At 50.2% G+C, this 21,105-nt stretch carries 20 protein-coding genes; 9 read left to right on the plus strand and 11 right to left on the minus strand.

Features of this window, described 5'->3' with window-relative positions:
* Positions 1-3: 3 nt before the first annotated feature.
* The 3 genes from lapB (at position 4) to yciH (ending at position 2,431) form a co-directional block, all read left to right on the plus strand.
* Positions 4-1,173 carry a lipopolysaccharide assembly protein LapB gene (lapB, locus tag RS889_RS09925; protein WP_021016267.1) on the plus strand — a complete coding sequence of 390 codons (1,170 nt, stop codon included), beginning with the start codon at positions 4-6 and terminating at the stop codon, positions 1,171-1,173.
* A gap of 194 nt (positions 1,174-1,367) precedes the next feature.
* Positions 1,368-2,102, plus strand: coding sequence for an orotidine-5'-phosphate decarboxylase (gene pyrF / locus RS889_RS09930; RefSeq protein WP_315710512.1), 735 nt, complete (start codon positions 1,368-1,370; stop codon positions 2,100-2,102).
* A 2-nt stretch (positions 2,103-2,104) separates the two neighbouring features.
* Positions 2,105-2,431: a stress response translation initiation inhibitor YciH gene (gene yciH, locus RS889_RS09935; protein WP_315710977.1), complete on the plus strand. Its 327-nt coding sequence runs from the start codon at positions 2,105-2,107 to the stop codon at positions 2,429-2,431.
* Positions 2,432-2,501: 70 nt separating this feature from the next.
* On the opposite strand, the gene osmB is transcribed toward yciH, so the two are convergent.
* On the minus strand, positions 2,502-2,717 hold the full coding sequence (osmB, locus tag RS889_RS09940) for an osmotically-inducible lipoprotein OsmB (protein WP_315710514.1): 216 nt from the start codon (positions 2,715-2,717) through the stop codon (positions 2,502-2,504).
* A gap of 352 nt (positions 2,718-3,069) precedes the next feature.
* Here osmB and araD point away from each other — a divergent pair, with 352 nt between their 5' ends.
* Positions 3,070-3,765 carry an L-ribulose-5-phosphate 4-epimerase gene (araD, locus tag RS889_RS09945; RefSeq protein WP_021016263.1) on the plus strand — a complete coding sequence of 232 codons (696 nt, stop codon included), beginning with the start codon at positions 3,070-3,072 and terminating at the stop codon, positions 3,763-3,765.
* Positions 3,766-3,901: 136 nt separating this feature from the next.
* Here araD and RS889_RS09950 read toward each other — a convergent pair whose 3' ends face one another.
* From RS889_RS09950 to RS889_RS09960, 3 genes are all read right to left on the minus strand, one after another.
* The gene (locus RS889_RS09950; RefSeq protein WP_315710516.1) at positions 3,902-4,819 is read right to left on the minus strand and encodes an aldo/keto reductase; all 918 of its coding nucleotides are present in this window, start codon (positions 4,817-4,819) and stop codon (positions 3,902-3,904) included.
* A gap of 65 nt (positions 4,820-4,884) precedes the next feature.
* Positions 4,885-6,816 carry an exoribonuclease II gene (locus RS889_RS09955; RefSeq protein ID WP_315710518.1) on the minus strand — a complete coding sequence of 644 codons (1,932 nt, stop codon included), beginning with the start codon at positions 6,814-6,816 and terminating at the stop codon, positions 4,885-4,887.
* A gap of 144 nt (positions 6,817-6,960) precedes the next feature.
* Positions 6,961-9,267 (minus strand): FdhF/YdeP family oxidoreductase, encoded by a 2,307-nt coding sequence (locus RS889_RS09960; protein ID WP_315710519.1) that lies wholly within the window; start codon positions 9,265-9,267, stop codon positions 6,961-6,963.
* A gap of 198 nt (positions 9,268-9,465) precedes the next feature.
* Here RS889_RS09960 and RS889_RS09965 point away from each other — a divergent pair, with 198 nt between their 5' ends.
* Positions 9,466-10,371, plus strand: coding sequence for a LysR family transcriptional regulator (locus RS889_RS09965; protein ID WP_315710521.1), 906 nt, complete (start codon positions 9,466-9,468; stop codon positions 10,369-10,371).
* A gap of 248 nt (positions 10,372-10,619) precedes the next feature.
* Here the strand turns inward: RS889_RS09965 and fabI are convergent, their stop codons facing one another.
* From fabI to sapA, 6 genes are all read right to left on the minus strand, one after another.
* Positions 10,620-11,411, minus strand: coding sequence for an enoyl-ACP reductase FabI (gene fabI, locus RS889_RS09970; protein ID WP_021016258.1), 792 nt, complete (start codon positions 11,409-11,411; stop codon positions 10,620-10,622).
* Between the two features lie 182 nt (positions 11,412-11,593).
* A complete protein-coding gene (sapF, locus tag RS889_RS09975; RefSeq protein WP_290179238.1) occupies positions 11,594-12,409 on the minus strand; it encodes a putrescine export ABC transporter ATP-binding protein SapF in 816 nt (271 codons plus the stop codon).
* Positions 12,409-13,401: a putrescine export ABC transporter ATP-binding protein SapD gene (sapD, locus tag RS889_RS09980; RefSeq protein WP_021016256.1), complete on the minus strand. Its 993-nt coding sequence runs from the start codon at positions 13,399-13,401 to the stop codon at positions 12,409-12,411. The genes sapF and sapD overlap by 1 nt, the downstream gene beginning before the upstream one ends.
* Positions 13,402-13,416: 15 nt before the next feature.
* The gene (gene sapC / locus RS889_RS09985) at positions 13,417-14,307 is read right to left on the minus strand and encodes a putrescine export ABC transporter permease SapC (protein WP_021016255.1); all 891 of its coding nucleotides are present in this window, start codon (positions 14,305-14,307) and stop codon (positions 13,417-13,419) included.
* Positions 14,294-15,259 carry a putrescine export ABC transporter permease SapB gene (sapB, locus tag RS889_RS09990; protein WP_021016254.1) on the minus strand — a complete coding sequence of 322 codons (966 nt, stop codon included), beginning with the start codon at positions 15,257-15,259 and terminating at the stop codon, positions 14,294-14,296. Before sapB ends, sapC begins: the two co-directional genes overlap by 14 nt.
* Complete coding sequence (gene sapA, locus RS889_RS09995; RefSeq protein WP_315710523.1) at positions 15,256-16,965, minus strand: ABC transporter substrate-binding protein SapA; 1,710 nt, start codon at positions 16,963-16,965, stop codon at positions 15,256-15,258. The genes sapB and sapA overlap by 4 nt, the downstream gene beginning before the upstream one ends.
* Positions 16,966-17,318: 353 nt before the next feature.
* Here sapA and zigA point away from each other — a divergent pair, with 353 nt between their 5' ends.
* Positions 17,319-18,509, plus strand: a complete 1,191-nt coding sequence (zigA, locus tag RS889_RS10000; RefSeq protein WP_315710525.1) for a zinc metallochaperone GTPase ZigA — start codon at positions 17,319-17,321, stop codon at positions 18,507-18,509.
* A 17-nt stretch (positions 18,510-18,526) separates the two neighbouring features.
* Here zigA and pspF read toward each other — a convergent pair whose 3' ends face one another.
* Positions 18,527-19,522 carry a phage shock protein operon transcriptional activator gene (gene pspF, locus RS889_RS10005; protein WP_315710526.1) on the minus strand — a complete coding sequence of 332 codons (996 nt, stop codon included), beginning with the start codon at positions 19,520-19,522 and terminating at the stop codon, positions 18,527-18,529.
* Between the two features lie 230 nt (positions 19,523-19,752).
* Between pspF and pspA the strand changes: the two genes are divergently transcribed.
* From pspA to pspC, 3 genes are all read left to right on the plus strand, one after another.
* The gene (gene pspA, locus RS889_RS10010) at positions 19,753-20,418 is read left to right on the plus strand and encodes a phage shock protein PspA (RefSeq protein WP_021016250.1); all 666 of its coding nucleotides are present in this window, start codon (positions 19,753-19,755) and stop codon (positions 20,416-20,418) included.
* A gap of 66 nt (positions 20,419-20,484) precedes the next feature.
* Positions 20,485-20,712 carry an envelope stress response membrane protein PspB gene (gene pspB, locus RS889_RS10015; protein ID WP_021016249.1) on the plus strand — a complete coding sequence of 76 codons (228 nt, stop codon included), beginning with the start codon at positions 20,485-20,487 and terminating at the stop codon, positions 20,710-20,712.
* On the plus strand, positions 20,712-21,071 hold the full coding sequence (gene pspC, locus RS889_RS10020) for an envelope stress response membrane protein PspC (protein WP_315710527.1): 360 nt from the start codon (positions 20,712-20,714) through the stop codon (positions 21,069-21,071). The genes pspB and pspC overlap by 1 nt, the downstream gene beginning before the upstream one ends.
* The last annotated feature ends 34 nt before the right edge of the window (positions 21,072-21,105 follow it).

A 21,105-nucleotide genomic window follows, 5' to 3' on the forward strand; every position in this document is an offset into this window, starting at 1 on the left:
CCTATGTTAGAACTGCTGTTTCTGTTGCTGCCAGTTGCCGCTGCGTATGGCTGGTATATGGGTCGCAGAAGCGCACAGCAGGATAAACAGGATGAAGCTAACCGTCTGTCGCGGGATTATGTGACAGGTGTCAACTTTCTGTTATCCAATCAGCAGGATAAAGCGGTTGAGCTATTCCTTGATATGCTTAAGGACGATACCAACACCTTTGAGGCTCACCTTACACTGGGAAATCTGTTTCGCTCACGTGGTGAGGTTGACCGCGCCATCCGTATCCACCAGGCATTGACGGAAAGTACCGCGTTGACGTTTGAACAACGTTTGCTGGCCGTACAGCAACTGGGGCGCGATTATATGACGGCAGGGCTGTATGACCGTGCCGAAAAAATATTCAAACAATTGGTGGATGAAGAAGATTTTCGCCTCAGTGCGTTACAGCAATTACTGCAGATTTATCAGGCGACCAGTGACTGGCAGACCGCTATTGATACGGCGGAAAAACTGGTCAAATTGGGCACCGACCGATTGCGGGTAGAGATCGCCCACTTTTACTGTGAACTGGCACTGCAATTCATGGGTAATGATGATTTGAACAAAGCCATGGCGTTGTTGAAGAAAGCCATAGCATCGGATAATCAGTGTGCTCGCGCTTCTATCATGATAGGGCGTATTTATATGGCCCAGCAGCAGTTTTCCCCAGCGATCGCGGCGTTGCAACAAGTGTTGGAGCAGGATAGGGATTTTGTCAGTGAAACGTTGCCGATGCTGGAGGAGTGCTATCAGCATTTACATCAACCTCAGGATTGGTCTGCGTTTTTGAAACGGTGCGTGGAGGAAAACACTGGCGCCACCGCAGAACTGATGCTGGCGGATATTATTGAACGAGAAGACGGTACCGAAGTCGCTCAGATCTATATCAACCGCCAGATTCAGCGACACCCTACCATGCGAGGATTTCACCGGCTGATGGACTTTCATTTGCGAGAGGCAGAGGACGGAAGAGCCAAAGAGAGCCTGGTTGTATTGCGTAAGATGGTCGGTGAGCAAGTCCAGACAAAACCCCGCTATAGTTGTAATAAATGTGGATTTACATCACAGTCACTATACTGGCATTGTCCTTCCTGTCGGACGTGGGCCAGTATCAAGCCCATTCGCGGCCTTGATGGTGAATAGCCGTGGAAAATGTTTTATTTATCTGATTTTAGTTACAACATACTAATAGTGCATTTACTCTTCTGGTGCTGACCATCAGGCAATAGACTGGTAATGCTTTCCAGGCGGCTGGGATTTGCTGGTCTGGACATGTAGAATGCGCGGCGGGAAAGTAGGGCTTTACTTATCAGCATGTGTAATTGAGGGAAATACTCGTGAATGTCGAAACTGTAGGGCAGAAAAAAGCATCAACCACATCACCGATTATCGTTGCGCTCGATTACGCCGATCAGCGTGCTGCCTATGATTTTGTTGATCACATCGATCCGCAAGATTGCCGCCTGAAGGTAGGCAAGGAGATGTTTACACTGTTTGGTCCACGGTTGGTCAAGGATTTGCAACAGCGTGGTTTTGATGTTTTTCTCGACCTGAAATTTCACGATATTCCCAATACCACGGCGCGTGCCGTGGCCGCTGCTGCCGAATTGGGCGTGTGGATGGTGAATGTTCACGCCAGCGGTGGTGCTCGCATGATGGTGGCGGCTAAAGAGGCGTTGCATCCGTTTGGTAGTGAAGCACCTCGGTTAATTGCCGTGACGGTACTAACCAGTATGGACGCCGATGATTTACGTGGTCTTGGTATTACATCGTCGCCGGCAGAACAAGCTGAACGACTGGCTATGCTGACTCAACAGTGTGGATTAGATGGGGTAGTGTGTTCTGCGCATGAAGCTGAGCATTTGAAACAGGTATGTGGCGCCGGGTTTTCGCTGGTGACGCCGGGTATCCGTCCGGCTGGCAGCCAGGCGGGCGATCAGCGGCGTATTATGACACCGGAACAGGCGCTGCAGGCTGGTGTTGATTATATGGTTATTGGTCGCCCTATTACTCAGTCTGCGGATCCGGCTCAGGCATTGAAAGATATCCTGCTGTCACTGCAAGGGAAATAATGATGAATGATGATAACAGCCGTCTGGTGTATACAACGGAAAGCGGCCGCATTAAACCGGAAGACGCGTCAGTATCACGCCCCCAGGGTGATGGTATTGTCCGTATTCAGCGTCAGACCAGTGGACGTAAAGGTAAAGGTGTCTGTGTTATCACCGGTGTCGATCTTGATGATGCCGCACTGGAAAAACTGGCCGGTGAACTAAAAAAACGATGTGGTTGTGGTGGTTCGGTAAAAGACGGTGTGATTGAGGTTCAGGGTGATAAACGCGATCTGCTGAAACAGTTGTTGGAAGCCAAAGGGATGAAGGTAAAACTGGCGGGAGGCTAACGGTGACTGCAAAAAACCATCGATGACGCAATGATAATGCAGGCTCGGAAAATAGAGCCTGCACAGGAAATCACTTAGTGACTTCATGACCGACAATACCACCTACAGCCGCGCCTCCCACTGTTCCCAATACACTACCGTGGGTCAGAACTGAACCGCCGATCGCACCAGCGCCAGCACCAATAGCCGTATTTCGATCACGTTTGGACATATTGGAGCAACCGCTCAACCCGATGGTTAGTGCTATTGCCATGGCGGCTATGACTAAACGTTGGTTTACTTTCATGGTTTTCTCCCGTTGGATCCGCTTTACGTTTTAAACAAGATTATTGCTGGCCTGAAATGAGGAAAATATTGTTGTTCGTGCTTTTCCTGAAATAAAACATAAATTCTTTGCCTTACATCACCCAGGCGTCAGTATAATCATCGATATTAGCGGTAACAGGTAAAAACTCTTAATTCTGTTCATAGTACAGTCCTCATTGCCGTTGTTGTCAACGCGAGATCTGTCAGACTTGCCAGTCTGGTTATACTTCTGCTGGTGCAGCAGAACGCTGACAGATCTTTAGCTATTTAGCCCATACCGGGAGTGACGTGTCACCGAGAGAATAGAATGAAATGGCTAAAGGGAGTGGATAATGTTAGATGAAATTAAAAATCAGGTACTTGAAGCTAATTTGGCCTTACCTCGGCATCACTTGGTGACATTTACCTGGGGTAATGTCAGCGCGGTAGATCGTCAGCAAGGATTAATGGTGATTAAGCCTTCAGGCGTAGAATACGATGTGATGACAGTAAACGATATGGTGGTAGTAGAGCTGGAGACAGGTCGTGTAGTTGAAGGCTCAAAGAAACCGTCATCAGATACCGATACTCACCGGGTGCTTTATCTGGCCTTTGATTCGATCGGTGGAATTGTCCATACACATTCTCGCCATGCCACTATTTGGGCCCAGTCAGGACACGATCTACCGGCATGGGGAACCACGCATGCCGATTACTTCTATGGCGCCATTCCCTGTACCCGATTAATGACCGATGACGAGATTAACGGCCACTATGAGCGGGAAACCGGCCAGGTTATCGTTGAAACCTTTCACCAGCGACATCTTTCTCCCACCGATATTCCTGCTGTGTTGGTAAATTCGCACGGTCCTTTTGCCTGGGGAAGTGATGCTCATAATGCGGTGCATAATGCCGTTGTTCTGGAGGAAATTGCCTATATGGGGATATTTTCACGTCAACTGACGCCGACCCTGGAACCGATGCAGCAAACCTTGCTGGATAAACACTACTTGCGTAAGCACGGTAAGAACGCTTACTACGGACAATAATCTATTTTGCCTGATGTCACGAATTTACTTCACTGGAGACGTGAATATTCAAGCAATAATAAAGTGTTATAACGGATTACTCAGAAGTTAAACAAGAAAGAACGAGTCTGGCGGTCATTGCCGGACTCGTTTTGCGTTATGGCAGTATATTTCCGGCGGCACGATAGATTTCGTACCACTCTTCACGTGTTAAGCGCAGTTCCGACGCCAGGGCAATATCTTGCAGGCGCTGGGGGTCCATGCTACCCACAATCACCTGCATGTTGGCCGGATGGCGCAGGATCCAGGCCACGGCGATAGCGGTATTTTTCACACCATATTGCTCGGCAATGCGGTCAATGGTGGCATTGAGCTGCGGGAATTTCTCATTGTCCAGAAATACGCCAGTAAAAAATCCATACTGAAAAGGTGACCAGGCTTGAATGGTCATATCATGAAGGCGGCTGTATTCCAGCACGGCACCATCATGATTCACGGATGCCGGGTTGGTCATATTGACATTGAGGCCAGCATCAATCATCGGCGTATGCATGATACTGAATTGCAACTGGTTGGCAATCAGTGGTTGGCGTATCGATTTTTTCAGTAGTTCAATTTGTAACGGATGCTGGTTGCTGACGCCGAAATAGCGCACCTTGCCAGTGGTTTCCAGTTCGTCGAAAGCAGCAGCCACTTCATCCGGCTCGAATAACGTATCGGGGCGGTGTAGTAACAGGGTATCCAGATAGTCGGTGTGCAGCCGACGCAAGCTGGCGTCTACCGAAGCGACAATATGTGCTTTGGAGAAATCGAAACAGCCTTTACGAATCCCGCACTTGCTTTGGATAAATAGTGCGTCGCGTGGCATGGCCGATTTCTGCATGGCGGCGGCAAAAATTTCCTCGGATTTTCCAGCCCCATAGATGTCGGCGTGATCAAATAAATCGATCCCAATATCCCGTGCGGTGTTGAGGATAGTAACTGCCTCATCGACACTTTTACTGGCCAGGCGCATACAACCCAACGAAATGTTGGCAGTCAGTAACGTTGAATTCCCGATAGCAATTTTTTTCATTGGTGCTCCAGTGATAAATCCAGCGAGAATTGTGCCATCAGGAGAACCCTGATGGCGCGATGAGCTTAAGCTGCTGGTTTGGCGATAATGTTGCGAGTATCCAGACGAACTTCAGCAATGGTCACTTCCAGCGTATCACTTTGACGATATACCGCTTCACCTTTCACCGTCACGGTACCGGTTTCCTGGCTGCATGCCAGTTCATCACGTACTGCATGAATAAATGATGCAGGAATAAATGCCGAGGCACCGTTATCCAGTAAACGAACACGCAGACCGCCGCGAGTCACGTCCATGATTTCTGCCAGAAAACGTGCGTCAGTGCCTGCTTTTTCTTTTAGAAAACGGGCATACAGCCAGTCACTGACATCACGTTCAGCCATACGATTCAAACGACGGCGTTCTGACAACTTCACAGTAACGTCATCCTGTGGTTTTTCTGTCGGCTGACCACTAATAATTGCTTTCAGCAGGCGATGATTCACCATATCTCCGTACTTACGGATTGGCGAAGTCCAGGTGGCATAAGCTTCCAGACCAAGGCCAAAATGCGGCCCAGGCGTGGTGCTGACTTCCGCAAATGACTGAAAACGACGGATACGACTGTCAAGGAATTGTGTTGGCTGAGTATCCAGTTCACGGCGCAACGCACAAAAACCCTCTAATGTCAGCAGATGTTGCGCATCGGCATGAATACCATTATTTCCCAGCACGGTGACCGCTTGTTCCACCTTGGACGGGTCAAAGCCGTTATGTACGTTGTAAATGCCAAAACCAAGCTTGTCACGTAGAACCTGCGCCGCACAAACGTTAGCGGCAATCATCGCTTCTTCCACAATACGGTTGGCAATGCGACGGTGCTCTACCACGATATCCAGCACTTCACCTTTGTCTCCCAATAAGAAACGGTAATCTGGGTGATCTTTGAATACCAGAGCATGTGTCGTGCGCCAGTGACTGCGGGCCAGGCATACGCGTTGTAGCAGACGGAGCTGATGGGTAATTGCCTCGCTGGCAGGTTGCCAGTCACCTTGTTGTTCCAGCCAATCAGAAACACTGTCATAGGCCAGCTTGGCTTTGGACTCAATCCAGGCGGCGAAGAAGTGCATGTCATCCAGCGTTCCGTCGTCGGCGATAGTCATGCGACATGCCAGTACTGGGCGACGTTCTCCTGGCCGTAGTGAGCAGATATCATCCGATAAATGGCGCGGGAGCATCGGGATATTGAAACCAGGCAAATAATTGGTAAACGCGCGATGACGCGCAATAGCATCCAGTTCACTGCCAGCAGGGACATACGCGGTAGGGTCGGCAATGGCCACCGTCAGTTGCAGTGAACCATCATCGTTATCCTGTACGAACAAGGCATCGTCCATATCTTCCGTACTGGCACTGTCGATAGTGACAAAATCTAGCGCGGTTAAGTCTTCTCGCTGCAAATCTCCGTCATCCAGTGCGGCAGTATCGGCTTCGGGGGCAGTGCGCTCCAGATCGTGACGTGACAATGTCACCCACCATGGGACCAGAGGATCCTCACTGTTAGTAATGTACTGCGTTAGTTCAGCGTGGAAGTTGCGATCACCTTTCAGCGGGTGCCGGCGCATTTCCGCTACAGCCCAGTCGCCCTCCTGAAAGTCATGCGCCAACTCGTGTGCGGTGTGGCAAGAGATGGATTCTTTCAGTAGCGGATGATCAGGAATAATAGCCAGACGATCGTCTTTCTTCTGAACACGCCCGACAAAGCGGGTCAGGAACGGCTCAACTAACGATTCTGGTTCGACGCTTTCTCGCTCTTTTTCCGTATGCACTGTGGCGACAATACGGTCACCGTGCATGACTTTCTTCATTTGCGGTGGCGGAATGAAGTAACTCTTTTGAGCGTCGGCTTCAAGAAAGCCGAATCCCTTATCGGTAGCTTTAACGACGCCTTCTACCCGTGGCGTTTGGGAATGGAGTTGCTGTTTAAGCTGAGCAAGCAGCGGATTATCTTGAAACATAGCGTCCAGGAATGCGGTTATAAGTGGCTTTAGCGGCGAATAGTTTTACGCGAATCAGTCGCTGGCGGCAAGCGCTGATCAGGTAATGCAGGGAATATCCGGCTCGGGCCTTGTGCAATCTGAGTATCCCCCATTCGAGTGCGGTTAGGCAATCCGGGATTCAGACTGTTCCACGCTGGGCGTAATCCGTACTGGAATTGACTTGGATGTCGGCGTAAAGGTTTCGTCACCATAACTGGAAAGCGGCACCAGTGGATTGGTTTCTGGATAGTAAGCCGCCAGGTTGCCGGGGGGAATATCATAACCCACTAGCCGGAATCCAGTTATTTTGCGTAAGATACCATCATGCCATAAGGTTTCAATATCCACCCGGTCACCATCCTCCAGCCCCAATCCGGCAATATCTTCCGGGTGCATAAATAGCACCTCGCGTTGGCCGTATACTCCGCGGTAGCGATCATCCAGTCCGTAGATAGTGGTGTTGTACTGATCATGCGAACGAAGTGTCTGCAACGTGAACGGTGCGGGATCATCGCCTTTGGGAACCACACTGACTGGTAGCGGGGCACTACTGAAGCGGGCTTTACCGGTTGGCGTGTGAAAATGGTATTCAGCTGCCGCATTGCCCAGCCAAAATCCCCCAGGTTCGGCACAACGTTGATTGAAGTCGTTGAATCCTGGTAACGTTGCAGCTATATAATCGCGTATTAGCCCATAGTCTGCCGCCAGCGCCAGCCAATCAACGTGATCGTTGCCTAATGTCGCTTGGGCAATACCGGCTACGATAGCGATTTCGGAACGTTGCTCCGGCGACAATGGCTGGCCGACGCCTTCAGAAGCGTGCACCATACTGAAAGAGTCTTCCACCGTGATGAATTGTGATCCGCTGGCCTGTATGTCCTGATCGGTACGACCCAGTGTGGGCAGGATTAATGTATCTTCTTGCGCGGTGATCAGATGACTGCGGTTAAGTTTGGTACTGATATGAACCGTGAGATGACAGCGGCTGATGGCGTCAGCTGTACGTTCGGTATCTGGTGCAGCGGCGGCCAGATTGCCTCCCAGGGTGATTAGCACTTTGACTTCATCACGCAGCATGGCCTCGATGGCTTGTACCGTATTGTGGCCGTGACCACGCGGTGGGGTGAAGTGAAAATGATCGGACAGACTATCGAGCAAAGCAGTGGACGGTTTCTCGTCAATACCCATAGTGCGATTGCCTTGTACGTTGCTGTGACCACGCACTGGACATAGCCCCGCGCCCGGTTTTCCTAATTGCCCAAACAGTAGTTGCAGATTAACGATTTCCCGAACTGTCGCCACTGAATGTTTATGCTGAGTAATACCCATTGCCCAGGTACAAATCACCCGTTTTGATCGCTGATAAATAGCGGCAACATAGCGGATCTGTGTTTCACTCAATCCTGATTGCTGTTCGATTTGTGGCCAGCTGGTGGCATCCACCATTGTCAACCAGGCGTCGACCCCGTCGGTGTGCTGGTCGATAAATACCTGATCAAACAATCCTGTTTCACCGATGGTCAGACGTTGGCGATGTGTTTCCAGCAACGCCTTCGCCATGCCTCGCACCGCAGCCATGTCGCCGCCAAGATTGGGTTGCAGATAGGTTTCGCTGATGGTGCCGGACAACGGTGTTAGCAATTCCAGCGGATTTTGTGGATTGGCGAAGCGTTCCAGACCGCGCTCACGCAAGGTGTTGAACGCCACAATATGGGCACCGCGGTTGGCGGCATGCCGCAGGCTGTGCAACATCCGTGGATGGTTGGTGCCGGGGTTTTGCCCGAACACAAAAATGGCATCGGCGAGTTCAAAGTCCTGCAAGCGGACGGTGCCTTTACCTACGCCAATACTCTGTTTTAGCCCGGTGCCACTGGCTTCATGACACATGTTGGAACAGTCCGGAAAATTGTTGGTGCCTACCATGCGGCCGAATAATTGATAGAGGAACGAAGCCTCATTGCTGGCACGACCCGACGTATACAGTTCGAGTTGATCTGGATGCGCCATCTCATGGATGTGGCGGGAAATAATGGCAAACGCATCGTCCCAACTGATCGGCACATAGTGATCATGCTGACGGTCATAGCGCATCGGATGTGTCAGTCGTCCCTGATACTCGAGAAAATAGTCACTCTGGCGGCGTAGAGCACTGACACTGTGGGCGGCAAAAAAATCTGGTCCGACAGCTTTGCGAGTGGCTTCCCAACTAACGGCTTTGGCCCCATTTTCGCAAAAGCTAAACGTACTGCTGTTATCGTCACCCCAGGCGCAGCCAGGGCAGTCAAATCCTTTGCTTTTATTGACTCGCATCAAATGACGGATATTTTTCAGCGCTTGCTTGCTATCCAGTACAAAACGGGTAGTGGCTTCTAGAGAGCCCCAGCCGCCCGCAGCAGCGTGGTATGGCTTGATAGATGATTTAAATTTCATGATTTTCTATGCAGGTGATGATGTTTCGGATATGTAGCGTTTTCTTTAATACTTTGTTTGCTAACTAAGAAGTTTAGGGGCTGCACAAGATGCTGTCTAATCGAAGGAGATAATAGCGGGATAGATAAAGCTTATCGTCGCCAAAGGGTGCCATCTGACGTGATATAGTAGTTTTTCCATGCGGAAAAGAGCAATGCTATGGATATCAAGCAACTGATTTATCTGTGTAATCTGGAAAAAGAACGTCATTTTGGTCGTGCTGCCGAAGCCAGTTTTGTCAGTCAGCCGACACTGTCGATGCGATTGAAAAATCTGGAGCAGGAACTGGGACTGGCGCTTATCAACCGAGGTAATAATTTTGAAGGTTTTACCGCAGAAGGTGAACGGGTATTGGCCTGGGCTCGGGAGATGGTGTCAGTATATCAGGGACTTAAGTTGGAAGTAGGATCACTGAAACGTGGGACTAGCGGTCTGTTGCGTATCGGAGTGGTGCCGCAATGCAGCTTGGCGTTGCCTGAATTGCTAGCTGCCGTCAGTGCCGATTACCCACATATGGATTATCAGGTTTCGTTGTTCAGTGCTGACCCATTGCTGGAGGCGCTTAATGCACATGCTGTGGATGTCGGTATCGGCTTTTTTGAGCCGACTGTATTGCGAGAGCTGAATTTTCAAACCGCCTCTTTGACCGAACAGCGAGTGGCATTGTTGTATCATCCACAGCATTTCCCACAGCTTGTAAGTGACGGTGTAACTGAATTGACGGAGATTGCCGAGTTGCCGCTTTGCCTGGCAGAACCTAGCCGCTATTTCCGGCGCTATCTGGATAACCAATTCCGCGAAGCCGGTATTACGCCGCGGGTACGAATGGAGAGTTCATCTGTGCTGCAACTGATCCAGGGTGTGTTTGTCGGGCTGGGTTGTGGCATTGTTCCTGCCGGTAGTTTGATCCCGGCGATGATGCCCGAACTGATGTGGCGTGAATTGGCGTTGCCGTCGATGCCACGTCATGGCGCGGTAGTGATGGCTGCAAGCGGGCGGGCGACAATGCTGGCTCAGCATTTCTTTGATGTGGCGCGAGATTGGTTGTTAAACAGGGATCGGTAAATAGAATGAAAAGCAGAGGAAGGATATCAAGTTCAAACTGATAAGTGAGTTTGATGGCGGAGTCTATATAGCGGCGATAATGAGAAGATCGTAAAGGCGCTGCAAGTCCCTCCCTGTAAGCTCAAGCCGCGCTATCCCTGGCGCGGATGCTTTACTCTTCTTCCTCATCATCACCGTTTTGATGCTACACGTAGGTTTGCCAACGGTCTGAAGTGAGCCTTGTGGCTCGCTTATTACCAAATACCGGATTAATTATCCAGTTCCAGCTCATTCATGGAAGCGATATTGAAACCGCCATCAACGTGCAGTATTTCACCGGAGATACCGGCCGCCAGGTCAGAACACATGAAAGCAGCCGCGTTGCCTACATCTTCAATAGTGACTACCCGGCGAATAGGCGTAACGGCTTCGCAGTGTGACAGCATTTTTTTGAAGTTTTTGATGCCGGAAGCAGCCAGTGTGCGGATCGGACCAGCGGAAATAGCATTGACGCGCACGCCTTGTGCACCCATGGCATTCGCCATATAGCGGACGTTAGCTTCCAGGGAAGCTTTGGCCAGCCCCATCACGTTATAGTTCGGGATGGCGCGTTCTGCCCCCAGGTAGGAAAGTGTAATCAGTGCAGCGTGCGGGTTCAGCATGTTGCGGCAGGCTTTCGCCATGGCAACAAAACTGTAGGAACTGATGTCATGCGCGATAGAGAAACCTTCGCGGGTAACGGCGTTAACATAGTCTCCGTCCAGTTGGTCGCCTGGGGCATAACCAATAGAATGAACGAAACCATCGAAATTTGGCCATACTTTTGCCAGTTCAACGAACAGTGCTTCAATGCTGGCATCTTCCGCAACATCACATGGCAGAATGATGCTGGAACCCAGTTCATGGGCAAACTCTTCTACACGAGATTTCAGCCTGTCGTTCTGATAAGTGAACGCCAGTTCTGCTCCTTCTCGGTGCATCGCCTGTGCGATACCGAATGCAATGGAGCGGTTACTGGCAACACCAGTTACCAGAATGCGCTTGCCGTTAAGAAAACCCATAGCAGTATCCTTGTGATCATTGTTGCTGCGGTCATCACCAATAAAAATAGTTAGTTATTGATGGTCGCGGTGAATAAACCGGATGATTCTATCATGTATGACACACAGAGGGGTACTCCGAGGAGTCATGCGGTTGGTCACCCGTGGAGAGTATTTCTCTGTTGGTTATCGCGTCGATTGAATCAAAAGTTTCCGTTGTCGCGTCGCCAGGCATCAGCGCTCAGTGCCTCACCAAAATGGCTGGCTATCAGCCGTTTGGTCAAATCATGCAGTGGGGCTGCCAATACGTCGGCGGTACTGCCGCGTTCAACCACTTCTCCGTCGTGCATTACCAGCATTTGGTCACTGATATGTTTCATCATGCCCAGATGCTGGGTAACATAAATATAGGACAGTCCGTGTTTTTCCTGAAGCTCCAGCATCAGATTGATAATCTGTGATCGCATGGACATATCCAGAGAGGCCAAAGCTTCATCGGCCACAATCACCTTGGGCTGCAAAATCAACGCCCGAGCCAGTCCGACGCGCTGTTTCTGCCCCGGAGCTAACGCGTGCGGATAGTAGTAGGCATGGTCTGGCCGTAGCCCGACTTGCCGTAACGCCACATTGATGGCTTTTTCCCGATCTTCAGCACTTAAACTGGTATTCAGACGTAAAGGGAGATCCAGCAATTGGCCAATACGCTGGCGTGGATTCAGTGCATTGGCTGCATCCTGGAAAATCATGCGAATACGTTGGCTGCGGTAGCGATAATCACCATAATGAAGTTGATGATCGTCGATCAGCAGTTGTCCGGAAGTGGGGGCTATCACCCCAGCCAACATTTTTGCCAGCGTCGACTTGCCTGAGCCATTTTCACCAATGATGGCCAATGTCTGCCGCTCTTTCAGCGTAAAACTCACCGATTTCACTGCTTCTATGTGATGGCGTTGGAACAAGCCAGTACGATAGCGAAATGTTTTGGTCAGGTTTCGGGCTTCCAGCAATGTTTCTACCATCAGGATTCCTCCATATTGAGCGGGAAGTGGCAGGCATACAGATGGTTTTTCATTGACACCAACGGTGGGGTTGTCATGCATTGTTTCTGCGAATAAGGGCAGCGAGGGCCGAGTCGACAGCCCACAGGTAAATGCTCCAGCGATGGGATAGCCCCTGGCAGTGCATTTAACCGGCTCTTATGCGGCAGAGAACGGCCAAAATCAGGCATGGCGCGAATCAGTGCCTGGGTATAAGGATGATGTGGTGTAGTGATCAAATCTTCACCGGTGGCGCTTTCTACGGTTTGGCCGCAATACAGCACATTAATGCGGTCTGCCCATTTACTCATGGTTTGCAGATCATGACTGATAAGCAGGATCGTCGTATTGTTATTTTTATTTAGCCGGGACAATAAACGGAAAATTTGTGCCTGAGTGGTGGCTTCCATCGCATTGGTGGGTTCATCAGCGATTAACAAACGAGGCTGGTTAGCCAGTGCAATAGCGATCATTACTTTCTGGCACTCTCCATCCGTTAGCTCATAAGGATAGCTGCGCATAATGTCTTTATGGTCTTTGAAACCGACCCGATGAAGCAATTCTATGGCGCGACGTTTGCGCCAGTTAATGCGCTGCCACCAGCGGCCTTTGTAAGTCCAGCCGGGAATGACCTGCATTAGTTGGCGGCCAATACTGGCGGAAGGATCGAGACAGGATTGTGGCTCCTGAAAGATCATGGAAACGTTGTGTCCGACCAGTTTGCGCCGCTGCCGCGTGGATAACTGTAACAGGTCGATATCGTCAAAACGAAAACGGTCGGCGCTGATGCGCCAGTTATCTTTGCTGATGCCGCAAATTGCTTTGGCGATCAGACTTTTTCCTGAGCCGGATTCTCCTACCAACCCACGCACTTCGCCTTCACTCAGGCTAATGCTCACTCGGTCTACTGCTTTGACCGGGCCTTCGGCGGTGAGTAATTCAATGGTCAGATTACGAATATCCAGTAATGGCATAACCTTTCTTCACCCTTACTCAGTTTGAGTCATCAGAGCACGGCGTACACCGTCGCCCAGCAGATTGACAATCAGTACGCTGAAGGTAATCGCGGTACCGGGCAGCATGACTGTCCAGGGCGCAACATAGACTAGTTCTAGCGAGTTCCCCAGCAAGGTACCCCATTCTGTCGTAGGGAGTTGGGCTCCCAGATTCAGGAAGCCTAGGGCGGCAATATCCAGAATGGCGACAGAGAGGGCGCGGGTAAACTCTGTTACCAGCAGCGCCAGAATATTGGGCAGTATCGCATACCAGATGATGTAAATTATTGAGGCACCATCCAAACGGGCGGCCACAATATACTCTTTTTCCAGTTCTTCATGCACAGCCGTGTATATGGTGCGCACCATTCGCGGCAGCAGTGCCAGACCTATCGCCAGCATGGCGTGTCCCAATTGTGGCCCAATGAAAGCGATCACAACAATGGCCAGCAACAGAGAAGGGATAGAGAGCAGGGCATCGAGAATATGGTTCAGTACGGCGGAGCGTAACCCGTGGGTAACGCCTGCCAATACCCCTATCAGTACGCCACACAGTGCAGCGGTAACGGTAACCACCAATGCGGAACCAAAGGTTGGTGCGGTACCGCTCATCAAACGGCTCAACAGGTCGCGGCCCAGATCGTCGGTGCCGAGGAAAAAGGAAACTTCACCATAACGTGACCAGGAAGGGGGCAGTAGCTGGTAGCCCAAAAATTGCTGATCGACGGCATAAGGTGCCAGTGCGTTACCAAATAAGCATAAGGCGATCAAAAACAGGAAGCCATAAAGGCCCAACATGCCCAAGATATCCTGATAAAACGCTTGCCAGGTATCACGCCAACGGCTGGGTAGATTCTTTTCACTATAGACATTATCGAAGGGCATACCATTCCTTATGTTTCAACGGGTTTGCCATTGCACCCCAGATGTCAGATAACACATTAATAGAAATGACCACCGTGCCGATGACCATGACCCCTGCCGAGATTGCCGAGTAATCCTGTTGGCGGATAGCGTTCACCAGCCAGCGCCCCAGACCTGGCCAGCTGAATACCACTTCAGTGATCATCGCCAGCGTTAACATGGTGGAAAACTGTAATCCCAGTTTGGGAATAATCGGTGGAAGGGCGTTATGCAGTAGGTGACGGCGGATTACGGTTGAGCGTGACAGCCCTCGGGTTAAGGCGGCTTTGATGTAGTTCTTGCTGCCAATCTCGGCCGTACTGAGGCGCAATAGTCGGATAACTTCGGTCGTTGGTCCAACCGAGAGCACAATGACGGGCAAAATCAGATGACGGATGGCACTGAGTAACATTTCATCCCGGTACGGTGAGTCTGACAGCCAGGCATCAATTAAGGCGAATCCGGTGACGGGGGGAACCTGATACAACAGATCAAAACGTCCAGATACTGGCAACCAACCGAGATGGAGTGAAAAAAACAGCGTCATCAACAGAGCCAGCCAGAATACCGGTAGCGAGAAACCGAGCAAGGCCAATCCACTGATAAATTTATCCATCCCTTTGTTTTGCATCACACCGGCGGTAATCCCCAACGGAATCCCTACCAACAATGATAATGAGAACGACAGGACACATAATTCAATCGTGGCAGGGAATACTTCCCTCAGTTGTTCGTTGATGGGTTGACCGTTAATACTGGAAAGTCCGAAATCACCCTGTAACAGGCTGACAAAATAGAAATGATAGGCATCGAACAGTGCTGCACCACTCAGCGGAGCATGGGGGGTAAAATAAACCAGGCTAAAGCTGATCAGCGAAAGCAAAAACAGTGTCACCAACAGCAGTAGCAAACGGCGCAACGCATAGATGATCATGGTTTTTCCTCTTTAGCTGGCATCGGTGAAGAAGGATCCACGGATGTTGCATCCGGTTTTTCCTGATGTCCGTCGTCCCGGTAAACCCCTGCGAATGAAGAGTTGCCAAATGGGCTGAGTATTAACCCTTTCATATCAGCGCGGTAAGCCTGCATGCGGAGCGATGATGCTAACGGCAACACAGGTAACTGTTCGGAAAGAATGTGCTGAGCTTGCTGGTAGTACTCAATGCGTCGGGATAACTGTTGTGAAGAGCGTGCATCCTGCAACAATGTATCGAAATCCTGATCACACCAGTGAGCATAATTGGTCTGTGAAGGAATGGCGGCGCAACTTAGCAAGGGACGGAACACGCTGTCTGGGTCATTGCTGTCGGTGGCCCAACCCGCCAGTGTCAAATCATGGTCCATCTCCATCAGGCGGGCTTCCTGAAAACGACCTTCAACGGGAACTATCGTGACTTTAATTCCCACTTGCGCCAGATCGGCCTGAATCAACTCGGCGGTTTTTATCGGGCTGGGGTTATAGGACTGAGAGGCCATGGGTACCCATAAGCGCAGACTTAGATTGGTAATCCCTAGTTTCTTCAACAACTGACGGGATTTTACAGGATTATATTCTGTCACCTGCGATGAGTTATCGTAGGCCCATGACGCTCGAGGCAGGATAGAAGCGGCAGTTTCCGCCGTGCCGTAGTAAATGGATTGCATCAGCCGGTCATTATTAATCGCCAGGGCAATGGCATGCCGGACATCAACATTATCCAGTGGTGGTTTCCGCACATTAAACGCCAGATAGGCGACATTCATGCCGGGTCGCAGAGACAGACGTAAGCGGGGGTCGTTACGCAGGATGGATAATTGGCTGGCCGCCGGATAAGCTAATACATCGCATTCACCGGTCAGCAGTTTTGATAGCCGTCCGGTGCCGCCGGAACCGAGATCAATGACCACCTGAGCCATACGTGGTTTCCCACGCCAGTATTCATCGTTACGTTTCAGGCGGATATATTGACCGTAACGGTATTCGTCCAGCATATAAGGCCCAGTGCCTACCGGTAGACGATCGATCTGCTCTTTTTTGTCTTGCTGCGCCAGTTTCTGCGCATACTCAGCCGAAAGCACTGGCGCATAATGTGTCGCCAGATGCCATAGGAACGATGAGTCTGGATGATTTAGCCGGAACTCTACGCTGTATTCACCCAATTTTCGGATGCTCTGTACCATGCTGGAAAACTGCAAACTATCGAAATAGGGATATTCACCGCCATTGATGTCATGAAACGGGTTATTTTTATCCAGCATGCGTTGAAAGCTGAACATCACATCATCTGCATTCATCATGCGTGTTGGGGTAAACCAACGGGTTTTCTGAAACGGAACATCCCGCCGCAGCCAAAACCGGTAGGTTGCGCCATTATCTGATACTTCCCAGCGTTGGGCCAATTCAGGCATCAAGCGATAGGTATAGGGATCGACCCCCAGCAGACGATCATACAGCTGGGCTGCCAGGGTATCGACCATTAATCCACTGCGCGCCATTTGTGGGTTAAAGGTGTTTAGAACATCATTGACGCAATAAACAAACCCACTGTGTCGGATATCTTCCAATGGTGTCGTTGGACCAACTGGGGGTGGTAACGGTACGGCCAGCGCGGGCAACGACAGACAGAACAGCACCAATACGAGAGTTATTTTTCCGGACATACAGGCATTTTCACACATTATGTAATACACAGAGTGTATCGCACTCTGCGCCTCCTCCCAATCTGTTGTGCTTATCTGGCCTTTTTTCCATCAGAATTGCTGCATAACTCATCATTAAGTACGACAATTTGGCAGTATGCGTAACACGATGATTAACCCGCCGCATCCAGCCATTGTTGGTTTTTATCGTTCCTGCCGGTTTAGTATGTTCTGTCACGTACCGTCGATTTTTTATCAAACGTTATGTTATAACATTCTATTATTGTGCTAATGTAATTCCCGGTTATCACGTGAATTTGACGCATAACCGTTAGTCAGCCATTGCGCAACACATTTCAGGCAGGAGAAAAGTAATGCAGCCACTACCCGTCACTGTATTGTCCGGTTTTCTGGGGGCAGGAAAAACCACTGTACTAAACCATGTATTAAATAATCGTCAGGGAAGGCGTGTCGCGGTAATTGTCAATGACATGAGCGAAGTGAATATTGATGCCGATCTGGTGAATAATGAAGTTACGCTGGATCATCGTCAGGAAAAGTTGGTCTCCATGAGTAACGGCTGTATCTGCTGTACCCTACGTGAAGATTTGTTGATTGCTGTGCGGGAATTGGCGCAGGCCGGATGTTATGACTACCTGCTGATTGAATCCAGTGGCATTTCCGAACCGTTACCTGTAGCGGAAACCTTCACGTTTGAAGATGAGAATGGACAGTGTCTGTCTGATTTCGCCCGGCTGGATACGCTGGTCACCGTGGTGGATGGAGTGAATTTCCTGCAACAGTATCAGGCGGCTGAGAGTTTGTATGACGTTGGGCAAAGCCTGGACGAAGAAGATATGCGCAGCGTGACGGATCTGCTGATTGAGCAGATTGAATTCTGCGATGTGATGCTGATCAGTAAAACCGATCAAATGACCGCCGAGGCGCGGCAAGAGATCATTACCGTGCTGCAAACCCTCAACCCGACCGCGCATATTGTGCCTATCGAGCAGGGACAGGTTCCACTGGAAGAGATACTGAATACCGAGCGCTTTAATTTTGACAAGGCGGCGCAAGCACCCGGCTGGTTGCAGGAACTGCGAGGGACACATACGCCGGAGACAGAGAACTACGGCATCAGTAATTTTGTCTATCGGGCTCGGCGGCCCTTTGATACCCGCAAGTTTCATGATTTTTTGCAACAAGATAACTGGGGCGGCGGACTTTTGTTGCGTTCAAAAGGATTTTTCTGGCTGGCAACCCGGCCCTTTGACGCCGGATTATGGAATCAGGCAGGTGGTATACTGCGCTATGGATTGGCTGGCAAGTTCTGGAAGGCCATACCGGTCGATCAATGGCCACAAGATACAGAAACACAACAGATGATTACTGAGAAATGGCAGGAGCCGTTTGGGGATATGCGCCAGGAAATGGTTTTCATCGGCCAAAATATTGACCCAGCCTGGATTACTCATCAACTCAATGCCTGCCTGATTAATGACAGCCAGTTGGCCGCTGGCGTAGATCATTGGATGGAAATGGAAGATCCTTTTCCTGAGTGGTAAGGCGTGTCTAATTCCAGCTATTCATTACTCACGGATAATTCATGTTTTTTCAACAAACCGCGGAACTGATGGTAGGTCAATCCCAGGAGTTCCGCGGCTTTGCGCTGATTGAAACGTGCCTGCGTCAGTGATTGCTCCAGCAGATGTTTTTCCTGATCCCGCTGCCAGCGACGCATATCCAGCGGTAAATCGGGAAGGGCATCGCTGGGGGTGGCGATAAGGTCCGGTAGTATTGGAGCATCTTTTTGGAATGGATCAATAATAATATTATCCAGCGCTGTCGCGCTGCTGGCGTGGCGATACACCGACCGTTCTACCACATTCTTCAATTCCCGGATATTCCCAGGCCAGGCGTAGTGCAACAAGGTATGTTCAGCATGCGGTGTGAACCCCGGGAACAACGATTGGCCCAACTCACGGCACATCTGCACGGCAAAATGCTGAGCCAGCAACATGATATCCTGCTGGCGTTGGCGCAGTGGGGGGAGATACACCACGTCAAATGCCAGACGATCCAGCAGATCAGCACGGAATTTTCCTTGCTCAGCCAGTGCCGGCAGATTGTCGTTAGTAGCACAGACCAGCCGGACATCCACCTGTAATGGCTGGCCACCACCAACGCGTTCCAGTACACCGTATTCGATAACCCGTAACAGTTTTTCCTGCACCAGCATAGGGGCAGTCGCCAGTTCATCAAGGAATAACGTTCCACCATCGGCACGCTCGAAACGCCCGAGATGGCGCTTTTGCGCGCCAGTAAAGGCCCCCGCTTCGTGTCCGAACAGTTCAGAGTCGAGTAGGTTCTCATTTAATGCCGCACAGTTAAGGGAAATGAATGGCCCTTGCCAGCGAGGAGACAAATAGTGCAGTCGGCTGGCGATCAGCTCTTTACCGGTACCGCGTTCGCCAATTACCAGTACTGGTTTATTAAGCTGCGCCAGTTGCGACACCTGCTCCAGCATTTCAAGAAAATTGTTGGCTTCACCCAATAGAGATTCTTTTTCATGATCCATAACACTCGCCTTGTCATTTTCACCAACTATTGGCTTATTTGACCATGATAATGTGTGGTGTAAAAAACAGCAATAAAATAAATCATTATATTTCAGTTGGTTAAATAAATATAAAACTTGGCATGAAGCTTGATTAGGTTATATCGACACGCAAAGGTGCTATCCGCAGTGGCTGATAACACCACTGAATCAGGCGTATGCACGCCGAAAATCATCAGGAGAATTATGTTATGGGTATTTTTTCTCGTTTTGCCGATATCGTGAATGCCAACATCAATACGTTACTGGATAAAGCGGAGGATCCGCAAAAACTGGTAAGGCTGATGATTCAGGAAATGGAAGATACGCTGGTGGAAGTTCGTTCGACCTCCGCGCGTGCACTGGCAGAGAAAAAACAGCTAACGCGCCGTATTGAACAAGCTCACAGACAGCAGTCTCAGTGGCAGGAAAAAGCAGAGCTGGCCTTACGTAAAGATAAGGACGATCTGGCCCGGGCGGCGTTGATTGAAAAGCAGAAATTGACGGACCTGATGGCGGTATTAGAACAGGAAGCCAGCAATGTGGATGAAACGCTGGAGCGTATGAAGCGGGAAATTGGTGAGCTGGAAAACAAATTGACCGAAACTCGTGCTCGTCAGCAGGCGCTGACGTTGCGTCATCAGGCCGCCTCGTCTTCCCGCGATGTTCGTCGTCAACTGGATAGTGGTAAGCTGGATGAAGCTATGGCGCGTTTTGAACAGTTTGAGCGCCGGATAGATACGCTGGAATCTGAAGGGGAGAGTATGGGGCTGGGTAAACAGAAATCGCTGGATCAGCAGTTTGCCGAATTGAAAGTTAACGATGAAATTGACGCGCAACTGGCGGCGTTGAAAGCTAAAGTTAAACCCATGGAGTAATGGCGACGGTAGTCGTTAAATTTGGCGGCTGCCATGATTGACCATCATAATAATTAAGGAGAAAAAATGGGTGCCTTGTTTCTGACTATGATACCGCTAACCATATTTATGCTGTTTGTGGCACCGATATGGCTCTGGCTTCATTACAGCCAGCGCAAAAACAATGCTCAACTCAGTCAAGATGACATACAGCATTTGGTCAGATTGACAGAAGATGCAAACCGTATGCGAGAACGTATTGCGGCGCTGGAAGAGATTCTGGACGCGGAACATCCGAGCTGGAGACAATCCTGATGAACAGTACCTTGACAGGTAAAAAACTCTACCTTCTACCGGAAGAAGGCATGATCAAGGGGGTCTGTGCTGGTCTGGCCCGCTATTTTGACGTTCCTGTGAAGTTGGTGCGAGTTATCGCGATATTATCGGTGTTTTTTGGGCTATTTCTGATCACCGCTGTGGCCTATATCATTCTGAGCCTGGTGTTGGATCCGGCCCCTGCATCGTTTTACCGGGAAACCCCGACGCAGACACCACGTCAATTGCTGGATGATGCCGATGCGACACTCCGCGCCAGCGAGCAGCGTTTGCGGCATATTGAACGCTACATTACTTCCGATACTTTCGGGGTACAAAGCCGATTCCGTCAGCTGTAACCGTACTGGTACATGATGCCGCGCTGCTTCGGCA

Source organism: Brenneria uluponensis, from assembly GCF_032395385.1.
GTDB lineage: Bacteria > Pseudomonadota > Gammaproteobacteria > Enterobacterales > Enterobacteriaceae > Prodigiosinella > Prodigiosinella aquatilis.

What these genes read in the sequence shown, in the direction of transcription:
- yciH (WP_315710977.1), top strand. Translation starts at nt 2,105, where the DNA reads ATGAATGATGATAACAGCCGTCTGGTGTATACAACGGAAAGCGGCCGC.
- RS889_RS09965 (WP_315710521.1), top strand. Translation starts at nt 9,466, where the DNA reads ATGGATATCAAGCAACTGATTTATCTGTGTAATCTGGAAAAAGAACGT.
- pspA (WP_021016250.1), top strand. Translation starts at nt 19,753, where the DNA reads ATGGGTATTTTTTCTCGTTTTGCCGATATCGTGAATGCCAACATCAAT.
- RS889_RS09955 (WP_315710518.1), bottom strand. Translation starts at nt 6,816, where the DNA reads ATGTTTCAAGATAATCCGCTGCTTGCTCAGCTTAAACAGCAACTCCAT.
- zigA (WP_315710525.1), top strand. Translation starts at nt 17,319, where the DNA reads ATGCAGCCACTACCCGTCACTGTATTGTCCGGTTTTCTGGGGGCAGGA.
- araD (WP_021016263.1), top strand. Translation starts at nt 3,070, where the DNA reads ATGTTAGATGAAATTAAAAATCAGGTACTTGAAGCTAATTTGGCCTTA.
- pspB (WP_021016249.1), top strand. Translation starts at nt 20,485, where the DNA reads ATGGGTGCCTTGTTTCTGACTATGATACCGCTAACCATATTTATGCTG.
- osmB (WP_315710514.1), bottom strand. Translation starts at nt 2,717, where the DNA reads ATGAAAGTAAACCAACGTTTAGTCATAGCCGCCATGGCAATAGCACTA.
- sapB (WP_021016254.1), bottom strand. Translation starts at nt 15,259, where the DNA reads ATGATCATCTATGCGTTGCGCCGTTTGCTACTGCTGTTGGTGACACTG.
- sapC (WP_021016255.1), bottom strand. Translation starts at nt 14,307, where the DNA reads ATGCCCTTCGATAATGTCTATAGTGAAAAGAATCTACCCAGCCGTTGG.
- sapF (WP_290179238.1), bottom strand. Translation starts at nt 12,409, where the DNA reads ATGGTAGAAACATTGCTGGAAGCCCGAAACCTGACCAAAACATTTCGC.
- sapA (WP_315710523.1), bottom strand. Translation starts at nt 16,965, where the DNA reads ATGTCCGGAAAAATAACTCTCGTATTGGTGCTGTTCTGTCTGTCGTTG.
- pspC (WP_315710527.1), top strand. Translation starts at nt 20,712, where the DNA reads ATGAACAGTACCTTGACAGGTAAAAAACTCTACCTTCTACCGGAAGAA.
- sapD (WP_021016256.1), bottom strand. Translation starts at nt 13,401, where the DNA reads ATGCCATTACTGGATATTCGTAATCTGACCATTGAATTACTCACCGCC.
- fabI (WP_021016258.1), bottom strand. Translation starts at nt 11,411, where the DNA reads ATGGGTTTTCTTAACGGCAAGCGCATTCTGGTAACTGGTGTTGCCAGT.
- RS889_RS09950 (WP_315710516.1), bottom strand. Translation starts at nt 4,819, where the DNA reads ATGAAAAAAATTGCTATCGGGAATTCAACGTTACTGACTGCCAACATT.
- lapB (WP_021016267.1), top strand. Translation starts at nt 4, where the DNA reads ATGTTAGAACTGCTGTTTCTGTTGCTGCCAGTTGCCGCTGCGTATGGC.
- RS889_RS09960 (WP_315710519.1), bottom strand. Translation starts at nt 9,267, where the DNA reads ATGAAATTTAAATCATCTATCAAGCCATACCACGCTGCTGCGGGCGGC.
- pspF (WP_315710526.1), bottom strand. Translation starts at nt 19,522, where the DNA reads ATGGATCATGAAAAAGAATCTCTATTGGGTGAAGCCAACAATTTTCTT.